At 46.1% G+C, this 13,510-nt stretch carries 11 protein-coding genes, 2 tRNA genes and 1 pseudogene; 9 read left to right on the plus strand and 5 right to left on the minus strand.

Annotation, left to right across the window (positions count from 1 at the left end; translation table 11 throughout):
• Positions 1-139 precede the first annotated feature (139 nt).
• The 7 genes from T497_RS0113865 to T497_RS0113900 all read left to right on the plus strand — a co-directional run bounded on the left by T497_RS0113865 (position 140) and on the right by T497_RS0113900 (position 7,356).
• A complete protein-coding gene (locus tag T497_RS0113865; protein ID WP_028516132.1) occupies positions 140-373 on the plus strand; it encodes a hypothetical protein in 234 nt (77 codons plus the stop codon).
• Positions 360-659, plus strand: coding sequence for a sigma-70 family RNA polymerase sigma factor (locus tag T497_RS0113870; protein WP_028516133.1), 300 nt, complete (start codon positions 360-362; stop codon positions 657-659). The genes T497_RS0113865 and T497_RS0113870 overlap by 14 nt, the downstream gene beginning before the upstream one ends.
• Positions 660-668: 9 nt before the next feature.
• A complete protein-coding gene (locus tag T497_RS0113875; protein WP_028516134.1) occupies positions 669-1,997 on the plus strand; it encodes an aminotransferase class V-fold PLP-dependent enzyme in 1,329 nt (442 codons plus the stop codon).
• A gap of 68 nt (positions 1,998-2,065) precedes the next feature.
• Positions 2,066-2,377, plus strand: a complete 312-nt coding sequence (locus T497_RS0113880) for a DUF1292 domain-containing protein (protein WP_051530689.1) — start codon at positions 2,066-2,068, stop codon at positions 2,375-2,377.
• A gap of 280 nt (positions 2,378-2,657) precedes the next feature.
• Positions 2,658-3,962, plus strand: a complete 1,305-nt coding sequence (locus tag T497_RS0113890) for a GGDEF domain-containing protein (RefSeq protein WP_028516136.1) — start codon at positions 2,658-2,660, stop codon at positions 3,960-3,962.
• Between the two features lie 570 nt (positions 3,963-4,532).
• A complete protein-coding gene (locus T497_RS0113895; protein WP_051530690.1) occupies positions 4,533-6,938 on the plus strand; it encodes an HD-GYP domain-containing protein in 2,406 nt (801 codons plus the stop codon).
• 52 nt (positions 6,939-6,990) lie between these two features.
• On the plus strand, positions 6,991-7,356 hold the full coding sequence (locus T497_RS0113900; protein WP_028516138.1) for a hypothetical protein: 366 nt from the start codon (positions 6,991-6,993) through the stop codon (positions 7,354-7,356).
• A 68-nt stretch (positions 7,357-7,424) separates the two neighbouring features.
• On the opposite strand, the gene pfkB is transcribed toward T497_RS0113900, so the two are convergent.
• Complete coding sequence (gene pfkB / locus T497_RS0113905; protein ID WP_028516139.1) at positions 7,425-8,333, minus strand: 1-phosphofructokinase; 909 nt, start codon at positions 8,331-8,333, stop codon at positions 7,425-7,427.
• A gap of 67 nt (positions 8,334-8,400) precedes the next feature.
• Positions 8,401-8,485: transfer RNA gene (locus T497_RS0113910), tRNA-Leu, on the minus strand.
• 159 nt (positions 8,486-8,644) lie between these two features.
• On the opposite strand from T497_RS0113910, the gene T497_RS0113915 reads away from it, so the two are divergent.
• Positions 8,645-8,720 (plus strand) — tRNA-Thr (locus tag T497_RS0113915).
• Positions 8,721-8,877: 157 nt separating this feature from the next.
• Here the strand turns inward: T497_RS0113915 and T497_RS0113920 are convergent.
• From T497_RS0113920 to T497_RS19055, 3 genes and pseudogenes are all read right to left on the minus strand, one after another.
• On the minus strand, positions 8,878-10,134 hold the full coding sequence (locus T497_RS0113920; RefSeq protein WP_028516140.1) for a tyrosine-type recombinase/integrase: 1,257 nt from the start codon (positions 10,132-10,134) through the stop codon (positions 8,878-8,880).
• Positions 10,106-10,528, minus strand: a complete 423-nt coding sequence (locus T497_RS0113925) for a hypothetical protein (protein WP_028516141.1) — start codon at positions 10,526-10,528, stop codon at positions 10,106-10,108. Before T497_RS0113925 ends, T497_RS0113920 begins: the two co-directional genes overlap by 29 nt.
• Before the next feature lie 48 nt (positions 10,529-10,576).
• Positions 10,577-10,657, minus strand: a pseudogene (locus T497_RS19055) (XRE family transcriptional regulator); the annotation flags it as partial.
• Between the two features lie 241 nt (positions 10,658-10,898).
• Here T497_RS19055 and T497_RS0113930 point away from each other — a divergent pair.
• On the plus strand, positions 10,899-13,463 hold the full coding sequence (locus T497_RS0113930) for a dockerin type I repeat-containing protein (protein WP_028516142.1): 2,565 nt from the start codon (positions 10,899-10,901) through the stop codon (positions 13,461-13,463).
• The last annotated feature ends 47 nt before the right edge of the window (positions 13,464-13,510 follow it).

A 13,510-nucleotide genomic window follows, 5' to 3' on the forward strand; every position in this document is an offset into this window, starting at 1 on the left:
TTTCAAAAAGGTCTTGACAAATAAGAACAGATGTTCTATAATATAATCACAAGGAATGGAACGCTAGTTCTTAAAGCTATCTTATCAAGGGTGCAGCATATGCTGCTCGTGCTTCTTTTTCTTAATAAGGGGGCAAATCATGACACAACTTATCAAAAGCTATACCAACAGCAGAGGCCTCGTAAAACAGCGTATCACCGAGCTTTCCGAGCTTCGGCTCAGTCTTGTGAAAAGGGGGGATATCCGCAGAGTCGCCGAGCTCGACCTTGACCGCCGCATTCGTATGCTCTATGAGGAGCACGGCGAAATGCAGGAGATAATCTCGCATCTCACTTCGTATAACAGGAGGCGTGAGAGCTTTGGCAAGATGTGACTTATGGTATTCTGACAAGATGAGCGGCAGGGAGGATATGGGCATTAAGCGTATCCTCAGCCGCGGCGATAAGGACAGTGAGTCGTCAAGGCTCCGCAGTATTCTGTTAAAAGTTATTAAAAATGAGCTGACACCGAGACAAAAAGAGATTATTATGCTATACTATTTTAAGGGCGCGGATATAGCTGATATCAGCGAAAGGCTGGGTATCTCACAGCAGGCGGTCTATGCCGCTATGTCACGCGCTAAAAAAACTATCTACGGTATACTGAAATATTACATCTGAGGAGGTTGTATGGATACTCCTATATACGATTTTTTGCGAAGCTACGCCGATTCGGGTACGCTGAGAGCTCATATGCCCGGGCATAAGGGGAATGCCGCGGCTGAGCTCGGGGAGCTTTTTAAGCTCGATATCACCGAAATAAAAGGCGCGGACAGCCTTTTCGAGGCTGAGGGCATAATCGCACAGAGCGAGGACAATACCGCGAAGCTCTACGGCAGTAAGGCTTCGATTTTCTCGGCAGGGGGCTCGACTCTTTGCATACAGGCTATGCTGGCTCTTATGAAGCAGGAGCGCCGCCGCGTTATAGCGGTCAGGAACGTTCACCGCGCTTTTCTCAATGCGGCGGCTCTGCTTCGTCTGGAGGTTCAGTGGATAATGCCGAGATACAGCGGCGGTATCCTGTCGGGCGAGCTTCAGCTCGCCGACGTGGCGGCGGCATTAGCCGCCGACCACACGCCAGCCTGCGTTTATGTGACCTCACCCGATTATACGGGCAGGCTGGCGGATACCGCCGCACTGGCTCGGCTCTGCCACAGCTATGGAGCGAAGCTCCTTGTGGATAACGCTCACGGAGCACATCTGGCTTTCTTTGAGGAGAGCCTGCACCCTATGGCTCTGGGAGCAGACCTGTGCTGTGATTCAGCGCATAAAATGCTGCCTGCTCTTACAGGAGCGGCTGTGCTTCATACCTCCTGCGAGGAGTACGTCCCGAAGCTGAAACAGGCTATGAGCCTTTTCGGTTCGACGAGTCCGTCATATCTTATCATGGCTTCGCTTGACCTCTGCAACCGTTATATCGCAGAGCATATACGGGACGACATTGCCGCGGCTTTGCCGCGTTTGGCGGAGCTTCGCTCCGCTCTGTCCGATAGGCTTGTTTTTGCCGAAAGCGAACCCTTCCATATCACGGTGAAAGCCGCTGAAAGCGGCTTCTGCGGCACTGAATTAGCGGAGCTTCTCCGCGAAAGGGAAGTTGAATGCGAGTACGCAGACGACGAGCTTGTGATACTTCTCATGTCGCCTTTTTCGGCGGCGGAGGACTACAGGCGGCTTCAAGCCGCGCTGGAAAGCGCGGCGTCGGGAGCTTCGCCGAGAAATAGGAAAAGCTTTAGTTTTCAGCCGAAGCTCCCGCAAATGGCTTTAGCCATTTGTGAAGCCGCCTTTGCGGAGACCGAGAAAATTTCCGTTGAGGACGCCGAGGGACGTATCTGTGCGTCGGTAAAGGTGCCCTGTCCGCCTGCGATCCCCATAGCGGTCAGCGGCGAGGTCATAGACAGGCAATGCGTGGAGCTCTTTCGTGCATATGGCATAAAAACTGTTCTCGTGGTGAAAAATTGACGCAGACTATTGCATTTTACCTCCATATGTGATAAAATATAGTAAAATATTATTGCGGAGGTAAAGCCATGAGCGATATGAACGAAAAAGACCTCGACGAGCTTGAGGAAGAAGATGAAATAGAGAACTACATCACTCTCACCGATGACGACGGCAACGACGTATCTTTTGAGATAATCGGCAATGTTGAGTACAAAGACCACCTTTACGCGGTTCTTCTGCCATTCGACGACGAGGACGACGAGGTAGTCATTCTTGAGGTCATTCCGGGAGAGACTCCCGAGGAAGATGACTTTGTTTCCGTTGACGACGATGAGCTTCTCGGCAAGGTATTCGAGGAATTCAAGAAGAATTACGACGGCGAGTACGAATTTGAATAATTGATTTATGAGCTTCCATGTATTTTGCACGGAAGCTTTTTTTGTCAAATCCTCCAAAGAGGGCTGCTTTTCATTGTTCAAAGCTACAAATTGATTCTATTTGCTTGACGCGTTCACAATTTGTTCTCAATTTTAAAAAGAAAATATGATATTATTTATTATATACATTATGATATAAACAGCTGTAAAAAAAGCTGTTTTTTGAGGATATGCTTTATTATTGATTATTTTTATCGGGAGCGCAAAAAGCTCTCGGAACATCATTTTAGGGGGACTCGTTATGGAAAATTTTAATTTAAACGAGATGACATTAGAAAAAGCGATCGATTTATTCAAGGACAACGTTGGCGCTCTTGTCATTGCCGACAGTAAGAACGATTCCTACAAGTCCGTTGTAAGAAGAGGTATTTTTAATAAGCTTGTTGCAGAATCGGGCGGCAAGTACCATGAGCTCATTGAAAAGCTCTGGTATCATCTTAGCAAGACTTCTGATACCGTATCCGAGAAATATCAGTCGTTTGTCATGACGTCAGGTTCTTTTGCTGGAAAGTATTCCAGAAAAGTTGAGGTAATGGTAGATGATATAGCCTGCATTGTACAGGTAACTATATATCCGTTAAAGGAAAAGGAGACATACCTCTTTATACTTGATGAGCTTGACGACAGCCAGTCCATGGACGAGACTCTGACTACACAAAAGGTCAAGACCTTCCAGAATACATATCTTTTTTCGATGTATATCGACCTTGTCAAGGATACTATCCACGGTATCAGCGTTACAGAGCTCTCTGACGACGTTATCAATCAGGAGCTTAAATATACTCAGTGGCGAATGATGATAGTTAATGCTATAAATAAAGATTATCAAGGTCAGTTCCTTGAATGGAGCGATCCCGAGTATCTCAAAGTCAAATTTGCTCCCGGACAGACCGCTTCATTTGACTGCCTTATGACGAACCTTGAGGGCAAGGAGATATGGGTTAAGCTCATATTCAGCCGTGTGGGAACAAACAATCCCGACGACTACCGTTATATCTACATGGTCCAGAATATAAATGAAGAAGCACAGGAACTCAGAAATACCCTTGCTCAGTACGCAGACCGTGCTTCAAAGGATCCGCTTACTGCGATATATAACCACGGAAGAATGGAAACAGAGATAAACAATGCCCTTATAGATAAGGTCGCAAAGGGAGAAGCTGTTTCGATAATGATAATGGATATCGACTTCTTCAAGCACGTAAACGATAATTACGGTCATGCAGTCGGCGATGATACGCTCAGACACTTTGCGGCTTTGCTTAACGATTATCTCAACAAGAACAATGGCGTAGTCGGACGCTGGGGCGGCGAGGAGTTCGTGGCTGTTTGCTACGATGCAGACCGCGAAAGAGCTGCGGCGATAGCTGAGGATATCCGACAGAAGGTAGCCGCCGAAAATTTTGCAGTTGTCGGAAATATCACCTGTAGTATCGGCGTTACTACGCTCAATGCTGCCGATGATTTTGAGAAAGCCTACAGACGTATGGATAATGCGCTGTACGAGGCTAAATCCAGCGGAAGAAACTGCGTAAGACTTGCATAAATAAACGCCACCAATGTAACCATGATACTCATATAGAAGTTTTATAATTATTATTGAGAGAACCCCTTTTGAAAAAGGGGCTTCTCTCAAACTCTCTCCCTAAAACTTTCGTTTTGTTTTTTCACAGATAGGGTGCACCTGCATTTTTGCAGGTCTTTTTTTATTTAAGATGCGCCCTATCTGTGAAAAAACCAGATAAAAGTCTTTGGAAAGGGGTATGGGGGTGACTCCCCGCAGTGCGGGGAGATGTCCGCAGGACAGAGGGGCGCGCCTCCGTCAGAGGAACCTTTCTTCAGAAAGGTTTCCCCCATAATTAACTATAAGCTTCTATATAAGTGTTGCGGTTAAAATGTCGGGGCTTGGCTTTATTCATAACACACAACTGCCTCCGCAGCTGCGGAGGCAGTTCTATTTTCGTTTCAAAAGTAAATTTTTTGTGCAGCTATTGTTTTTTTATGCTTCATATGGTATAATATGTATATAATAACTTTAAATATTGAAAAACTTTTTGATATATTCTTAAAAACATATACTGCCTGTTTTGCATAATAAAGGGGGCATATCTGAAATATGAACAGTATTATTGAATTGCTGAAAGAATACCAGCTTAATATAATGCTCGCACTGAGCCTGATATGCGGTATGCTGGCTTTTTTTGTCTTTATAACAAAGGCCATAATACCCGGGCGAAAGTACATAATCTTCTCACTTGAGCTATGTGCAATGTTCCTGCTGATATCAGAGCGAATGTCCTATCATTACCGCGGAGACACCCGACAGATAGGATACTACATGGTCAGGATAAGCAATTTTCTCGTATTTGCGCTTACTCTCGGCATTATTTTTACCTTTACATTGTACCTCATAAACGTTTATATCAATGAGGGCGGTATGGAAAAGCCGCCTGTGCGTCTGAAGCTATCCTGCATAATGTGCGCTCTGGGACTTGTGATGCTTATTATCTCGCAGTTTACAGGCTTTTACTACACCTTTGACGAGCAGAACTGCTACCAGCGCTCAGCAGGCTTTCCGATATGCTATATCATACCGCTGATAATACTCGTCCTTGATATGTCGGTAATTATACAGCATTACAAGCGTATCAGCAAGCATATGCGCATACCGATACTGCTTTTCTCCATCGTTCCGCTTATATCTTCGATAATACAGCTTTTCACATACGGCGTTTCCCTTACGAGCATGACTCTTGTGGGACTTGTCGTACTGCTCTATGTATTCGCGCTTCTGGATATGAACTATATGATAGAACGCGCCAACAAGCACGAAATAGAGGTAGTCCGCGAGGAGCAGAAGAATATGCACCTGCTGTTCGAGCAGACGGCTACTGCTCTTGCAAACGCCATAGACGCCAAGGATAAGTATACTCACGGTCATTCGCGCCGAGTTGCAAAGTACTCCGTAAAGGTGGCAAGAAGCGCAGGCAAGACCGAAAAGGAATGTGAGGAGATATACTTCGCCGCACTGCTCCACGACGTTGGAAAGATCGGCATAAAGGACAGTATCATCAACAAGGAGGGCAAGCTCACCGATGAGGAATACGGCGCTATCAAGACTCACCCCGTCATCGGAATGCAGATACTTTCCAGTATCAGCCAGTCTCCGTACCTCAGCATAGGTGCTCACTATCACCACGAGCGCTATGACGGTCACGGCTACCCCGCAGGACTAAAGGGCGAGGATATCCCTGATATCGCCCGTATAATCGCTGTTGCCGACGCCTACGACGCCATGACCTCGAAGAGAAGCTACCGCGATCCTATCCCTCAGCAGATAGTCCGCGAGGAGTTCGTAAAGGGCTTGGGCACTCAGTTTGATCCCAATTACGGAAGAATAATGCTCCACCTCATCGACCTTGATTCCGAGTACATAATGAGGGAGAGCGAGGACGCCTCCGAGGGCGAGGCTATAGGAACTCTGCTCTGCGGACCGTACCGCACTACGCGCTCTGACGGTATACTGCTGAATAACGGCATAGTGCATATACATCTGACCAGCTATATGTCCGACGAGCGAAGCGAGGAAAATATCCCGAGCTTTGTGCTTTTCGATTCGCTGGACGGAAGAATGCACGACAACGAGCGCAAGCAGAGAGACCTGCTGTACTACGAATACGCCACTGTCCACGCCGACGGTGTCGTCGAGCAGAAAGGCACAAGAAACGCCCGAGTCAGGACAAACGAGACCGCAGGAGCTTCCGCTGAAGCAAAGGCTATGCTCCGCGGCGAAAAGATAGAATTCGATATCGAGGCTATGCGCTGTAAGGACCATGTGCTCATCAGACTTATGAACTGCTACCGATTCCATGAGATAATACTCGCTCTGCCCGACAGCACAAGGTTCTGCTATCTGGCACTTACGGGCAAGAACTGCATAATCGAGGCCGTTGACGTAGCTAAGACAGGCGAGAAGATAAACGAGGGCTATATCCCCCGTATCGCAGAGGAGATAACCTACATAGACGTTCCGCAGGGCGATATCCCCAATGTTCAGGTGGACGGCTGGCGCTCGGATTGTTCCGAGGGCTTCGAGATAACCAACGGAACACGTATCTCATTCCATACAATGAGCCTGCCTACCGCGAGACTGGTATGGCACTGTCCGTTCATTGTTATCTATACCTCCGAGGACGGACAGGTGAACGGCAAAAATTACCGCGAACTTACAGTTGTTCGTCTTGACGGCGAGGGCTGGGAGGAGGACGACCACGCCGAGAACAGAGTTCACGTCAACAAGCTGGACGACTTCACAGACTGGAACAGCTTCAAGGAGAAAAACAAGGCAGGTCAGGACTGCGAGCTGTTTATTAAGATACAAAGCGGACAGATAGATATATCTGCGGAATACTGCGGTTTGTCCATACACTCGATAACAACGGTGACCGACGACGTCCCGAAGCTGTATGCGGCTCTTACGGGAGACCAGTGCGCTATTACGAATATCAGGATAAGCCGTTAGCCATGGACGGATAATATGCCGAAATAATACTTTCGATTCAAGGAAATCACTCATGAAACAAATCAAGAATTTACTGCTGCTTCTGGTATGCATTGCAGCGTATATCGCCCTTTGCATAGTAAACTATCCGCAGGCTGAATCCCTCGGAGCGCTGCTTGTGCTCATGGCTCTGTTTTTTCCGACGCTCCCCGTTACGGCTTCAGCGGAGCTCCTTTACCTTGCAGCAGGACGCAGAAAATGGACAGAGATAACAGGCTTTGTCCTCGATATACTGGGAACTGCGCTGATGTCCGCCTATTGGTTCTTAATGGTCATAGGCGGCGGTGATAAGAACAAGTCGGCGGCACTGGCTGTTATCCTGATAAATGCCGCAGTTACGGCTTTTCTCGGACTAAAGCTGAAATTTCAGAAGGAATAAAAAAGCACCCCGAAGTATAGCACTTCGGGGTTTGTCCTGTATGGACGCCGAGGCGGCGTCCCCTACAGTTATATAGTCTTTAGCTGCTTCAACAGCTCGAATATGAGCTCCTTTTTGGCAAGTCCCTCGGAAAATGCCGTGGCACCGCCGCAGGCTGTTCCCAGCTTCAATGCGTAGTCAAGGTCGTTCTCCGCAGAGCCTGCCACAAAGCCTGCCAGCATGGAATCGCCTGCTCCTACGGAGTTCTTGACCGTGCCCATGCAGACTCCGCATTTAATGAGCCTGCCGTTCTCGCAAAGGAGTATAGCTCCGCTGCCAGCCATGGATACCAGAACGTTGCGAGCTCCCATAGCCTGCAATTTTACGGCGTATTCAACTACTCCGTCATAGGTGGAGATGTTCACGCCGAAAATCTCTCCCAGCTCATGGTCGTTGGGCTTGATAAGAAACGGCTTGTATTTCAGCACGTTCACAAGGAGCTCTCCCGACGCGTCCACAACAGTGCGGATATCGCGGTCTGAAAGCATTTCCAGTATGCGCTCATACACGTTGGAGGGCAGACTATTCGGGATACTTCCTGCAAGTATCAGCGTGTCGCCGTCCTTGAGCCTGTCCAGCTTCTTGAAAAGCTGTGAAAGAGCTTCGTCGTCTATGTGGGGACCTTGTCCGTTGAGCTCGGTCTCCTCCTCAGCTCTTATCTTTACGTTGATTCGGGAAGTGCCTTCTTTCAGCCTTACGAAGTCCGCGTCGATGCCCATAGCTTCAACACCGCGCTCGATAGCTTCGCCCGTAAAGCCTGCCGTGAAGCCCAGAGCCTTTGAGCGTATACCGAGCTCAGCAAGCACAGCGGAAACGTTTATGCCCTTGCCGCCGTAGTATATCTGCTCGGAAGCGGCGCGGTTGACACTGCCCAGAGCTATTTTCTCCGTCTTAACTACATAGTCTATAGCAGGATTGAACGTAACTGTATAAATCATGTTTTTTGCTCCCTTATAATGAGATATAGCAAAAGAAAAAGCGTTTACCTTTGGTAAACGCTTCCCTTGGTGCGAGTAATGGGACTTGAACCCATACGTCTCTCGACACACGCCCCTCAAACGTGCCTGTCTGCCTATTCCAGCACACTCGCATTGCAGTATTTCGTGACTGCTTTAATATTATACCAGAAAATAATATGCTTGTCAAGCCTTTTTTCAAAAAAAAATCAGAAATTTTTAGTTAATATAAAAAATAATATTCCGCAGTATTGACTTTTAAACGCCTTTAGTGTATAATATTATCTGTTGGTGCTGATGTGGCACAGTCGGTAGCGCAACGCCTTGGTAAGGCGTAGGTCGTCGGTTCAAGTCCGATCATCAGCTCCAAAACAAATACCGATAAATAGGCGTTTCTTCTATATGAGGAAACGCTTATTTATTTAACTGAATATCAAAGTGTCATTATTCTGTCATTACAGCTGTAAAAAGGCACTAAAAGAAGCGAAAAGCGGAGACCTTTCAAATGAAGGTACTCCGCTATTTTTTATCCTATTTTCTGTATATTATTTGGTTCTGCCTGCTCCTCAGGGCGCTTTTTCTGAGTGATGAACATATCCTGTAAGATGTTCGCCGCCTGTTCGTCTGCTTCCTGTACAGCGTGGAGATACTTGTTTGTTGTGACTATATCGGCGTGACCGAGTCTTTGCTGAACTGTCTTGATGTTTGCACCGCCATATAACAGGAGCGTGGCGGAGCTGTGGCGCAGTGCGTGGAACTTCTTATGTTCCAGACCGTGACGGGCAAGGAATTTACTGAATTGAACAGTCGGAGTCTGTGGATTGATTATTTCACCGTCTGCCTGAGTGAATACCCAGTCTGAGCCTTTCCAAGCTGTACCGAGCCTTTGAGCTTCACGGCGCTTCTCTGCCTGTAAGAGCTTTACAAGCTCTATACAGTGGGGATTTAACGTGATTGTTCGGACTTCATAATCTTTCGGCGGTTTTATTGCTATGGGCTGCCCTTTGAGCTTATATGCGGAACGTTCAACGGTCAGCTTGCAGGTCTCATAATCAAAGTCAGAGAACTTCAATGCACATAATTCACCACAGCGGCAGCCTGACATAATAGCAAGCTGTATAAGCACTTGAAACTGTAATGGCTCATCTTCCAGACATTCAAGCATTTTTGCAGCCGCCTGTTTGCTGAATATCTCAATTTTGGGAGTTGTTACCTTTGGCAGCGTAAGCCGTTTACTGTCAGCAGGGTTCTGTGAGATCAGACCGAGTTTGACCGCCTGAGTCAGTACGCTCTGTAATACTGTCAGCTTACGGCGTATAGTCGCAGGGGATAATTTCGGGTTATTTTCGTCAATAGTTCCGTCCTTCTTGCGTCTTACGTCGCCTTGAAGCTGATTGACAAAAGCCTGAACGTGTGCAGACCGTAACTCAGAGAGCTTGATGTGACCGAGAGCCGGGAGAATAACATCATTAAGGGTTCGCTCATACTCGAAATGTATTCGGGGAGAGAGCGAGCCTTTTTTTATATCCAGATACATCGGCACAAAATCAGCAAGTTTGAGAGACCTCTGAGAACCTGCAAGACCGTTCTGCACCTGATCTTCAAACTCCATAGCTGCCTTTTCAGCGGCTTTTACAGCCTGCTTTTCGGTCATACCGTGAGGAACTTTCCATGTCATACTCTGGAAACGCTGTTTCCCGTCAACGCCGTATCCGTCCGATACGCGGAAGCGGAAGGATATGAGCTGACCGTCTTTATTCCTGTTTTCCTTGATGTTCGCCATTCTTCAAAACCTCCTTATACTCATTGAAAAGGTTTATCATACTTTCAGTAAGTTTTTGTTTATACAATGGTTCTAATCCTAAAGCTGATATTTCAAATTGTACATCTGTAAAAGTAGGAAAATATGCTTCTAAAAGACTTAGAGCATCACATGATTGATTTTCTCCTAATTCATCTATAAGATTTATGGAACGAGCAGCTTGTAATGCAAGTTCTGTATTGTTACCTGACAAGTATTCTTGTTTACATTTTGCTCGATATAGAATCATTACAATTTCCTCAAATATGTTATTTTCAATAATGAAATTCAGTTCCTTATCAAGTGTTTTGCTCATGCTCTGTAATGAAAGAACGGCTTTTACGCTTAATCCAGTTGTTGTACAAGCTTTTTGCACATCTTCATCTCGTGTAGGTGTTTCTGTAAGTCCAAGAAGATAATCGGTTGATACATTATAGTATTTTGCAATAGCGATTAGCGTTTCATAATCAGGCTGATTTCTGCCTGCTAACCAGTTACCAAAGGTTTGCCTTGTAACTGAATAAGCTCAGGACACTGTCACGGAATATGTAATAACGAAAAAACAGTATGCCTTTTTCGATTTATGCCCTTTCCAAAATTTTTTTTGAGAAATTTTCAAAAAAGGTGAGAGTTCTTGCATTTTCAAACGTCTAATAAGTGAACAGTAAAAATAACAGGCTATCTGTTTCCCCGAAAGGGTTCTGCACAGCAGACTGCCGTTTATTTACAAAAAAGGAGGGTTTACTATGAATAAAAGGAAAATACTGACGTTCATCACAGCACTGACGATGAGTCTGACATCTCTGTCATTCACCCCTGCATATGTGGTTGCGGAGGACAGTACCGCAGCAGTTTCAGGCACTGAAACCAACGTGGTAAAGAAAAAAGGCGATATTGCGTTCAATATTTCTGCCGATTTACCAAGTATGTACACAGGCGACGAGCCGAATTTAGATGACTGCGTTCTCTGGGTAAAGACCTACGACAACATGGGATATTCTTCGATACTGCACGATATCGGCAGCTTCACAGTGGACTCGGGACGTTATTCAGACCTGTACACCATCGACACAAGTGAGGTGGATAACACACAGGAAGGCAAATATCTGGTAACTCTTAAACCCAAAGCAGGTGCTTCTTTCAGAGAAACTTCTGAATATGACACGACCTTTGACATAACCATGCAAGGAAAAGAATCCTATAGCTATATAATGGTATATGACAAGGATAGAATCAAGGATACTCCGATATATCTGCGATTCTACACAGAGGATATTGAAATTACCCGCGGTCTGGGCATGGGTATAGAGCTTTGCGGCGCAATGGCTTCTGATGTAAGATATGAAATTGAGGACGAGACCATAGCAAAGGTCAGTGAAAACTCAGGTTCAAAATATCTTTTCCTTGAAGCTCTGAAAGAGGGTGAGACTACCGTCAATGTTTACACCTCCGACGGCAGAACCACGAGCGAAAAGATAAGAGTTACTCCTCAGTCAGCTACAACTGTGACACAGACTCCGCCCGTAACTACTACAACTACTTTAGCAGACCCCAACGCTACCACCACCCGTCAAACTACAACTACTATAGCAACAGTTTACAAATGGTGGTACGATTACTCGTCCTATACCACGACAACGGCGGTATATACAATGCCTGCGACCACAACCACTGCTATAGGATGCTGGGCGCCTAAAATAGAGTTTGATACCTCTCCTATGGAAATAGGCGAGGTGCGTGAGGGACGCTTCTACAATCCCGAGACAAAAAGGACCGAAAACGGCGCGGTACATACCACCAGCAATAACATCAAGGTAGAGTATACCAAGGGCAGTGATACCTTTAAGGTGACTGCATTGAAGGCAGGAAGTGCAAATATCAGCTTTTATGAAAAGGAATGTGCACTTTCGGGTTCTCTGAACATTACTGTATCGGGCGAGCCTGAACCGCCTGTAAGCCAAACAACGACTCTGCCGACTGTAACAACTACGACAACTACAACTGATGTCATAGACCATAATGAATTAAACGTTGATTTTGCTCCTACAGTGGATTTTGAAACATCTGATATGAAGGTCGGCGAGACACGAAAGGGACGTTTCTATAATCCTATCTCCGAAAAGTCCACAGGCGGCAATATAAAGGCTTCGGACAATGTATCCGTTAAGGTGGAAAAGGACGGCAGCTTTGAGGTAACTGCTTTGAAGGCAGGTCCTGCGGGACTTGAAATAACCGACAATGACTGTCCGTTCACAGGCTCTGTGTACTTTAATGTTGTTGAAGTAAGTAAGATGAAAGGCGATTCCAACTGCGACGGTCAAATGGATATGTCGGACGTAGTCCTCATTATGCAGGCTCTTGCTAATCCGAATAAATATGGCGAAAACGGTACAGCAAAGGTTCATCTTACAGCGCAGGGCAAGGAAAACGCCGATATGGACGGCAACGGTCTTACTGTAGGCGACGCTCAGAAGATACAGCTGAAGCTTCTCGGTCTCGATGATGACAGCGAGCCTTTAACTCCTTTAGCACAGGCTGTAGGCGTTGATACAACAGACGAAGCAATAAAGCTTATCAGAAGCTATGACCTTAACGACTACAATGTAAACGCCCGCGAGACCATGAAGCAGATGTTCGAGAGCTTCAAAAAGGACGGCTTTATCTATCGCTTTGCCGAAGTCACAGGCGATGACGCAGTAAAGCTCCGCGACGACTATGTAAATCCGCCTGTCTTGCTCGGTCCTTATGCGAATTTTGAGGATATCGGTATTCTCTATCATGTAAAGGCATATGACATGAACTATCAGTTATACTACTTCAACAGAGGCAATGATTACGCAGGTCAGTCTATGGCTGGTTATATCAAGAACCGCTTTGGCTTTAATGTAACAAAGGTCATCGACGATAAATATTTTATCTTCGACAGCAGCAAGGACGGTCAGAACGATATCAGCGTGATTTTCGCTTTAGACGACGGACATTACTGCAAGGTAAGATGTTTCGGCTCAGAAGCAGAGCTTATGAAGCTTGCAAAGTCGCTGAAAAGCGTGAAGCTCCCTCTCGGTGAGAAAAAGATAACCGACCTTAACGACGTAAACGCTCTTCTGATTGCCTATGAGACAGAGCACAAGCTCCCTGTTTCCATGATTACATCAATCAGTCAGGGTGACAAGCAGGTTTATGTATATCTGGGCACATTTGATATCAAAGAGCAGGAAAAGGTCATTGAACAGATGAAGAACTATATGAAGTTCATGAACATCGACGAGGAACTTGTATGTTTTGCAATTCCTCAGATCGTTGCAGACTGAAAGAAAACATGATAAATATAGAAGATAAAACAGAGAAAGAAGAAAGG

The organism is Ruminococcus flavefaciens MA2007, from assembly GCF_000621845.1.
GTDB lineage: Bacteria > Bacillota > Clostridia > Oscillospirales > Ruminococcaceae > Ruminococcus > Ruminococcus flavefaciens_E.

Coding starts and splice junctions, on each gene's coding strand:
- T497_RS0113865 (WP_028516132.1), top strand. CDS start 140: ATGACACAACTTATCAAAAGCTATACCAACAGCAGAGGCCTCGTAAAA.
- T497_RS0113875 (WP_028516134.1), top strand. CDS start 669: ATGGATACTCCTATATACGATTTTTTGCGAAGCTACGCCGATTCGGGT.
- T497_RS0113880 (WP_051530689.1), top strand. CDS start 2,066: ATGAGCGATATGAACGAAAAAGACCTCGACGAGCTTGAGGAAGAAGAT.
- T497_RS0113890 (WP_028516136.1), top strand. CDS start 2,658: ATGGAAAATTTTAATTTAAACGAGATGACATTAGAAAAAGCGATCGAT.
- T497_RS0113895 (WP_051530690.1), top strand. CDS start 4,533: ATGAACAGTATTATTGAATTGCTGAAAGAATACCAGCTTAATATAATG.
- T497_RS0113900 (WP_028516138.1), top strand. CDS start 6,991: ATGAAACAAATCAAGAATTTACTGCTGCTTCTGGTATGCATTGCAGCG.
- pfkB (WP_028516139.1), bottom strand. CDS start 8,333: ATGATTTATACAGTTACGTTCAATCCTGCTATAGACTATGTAGTTAAG.
- T497_RS0113920 (WP_028516140.1), bottom strand. CDS start 10,134: ATGGCGAACATCAAGGAAAACAGGAATAAAGACGGTCAGCTCATATCC.
- T497_RS0113930 (WP_028516142.1), top strand. CDS start 10,899: ATGAATAAAAGGAAAATACTGACGTTCATCACAGCACTGACGATGAGT.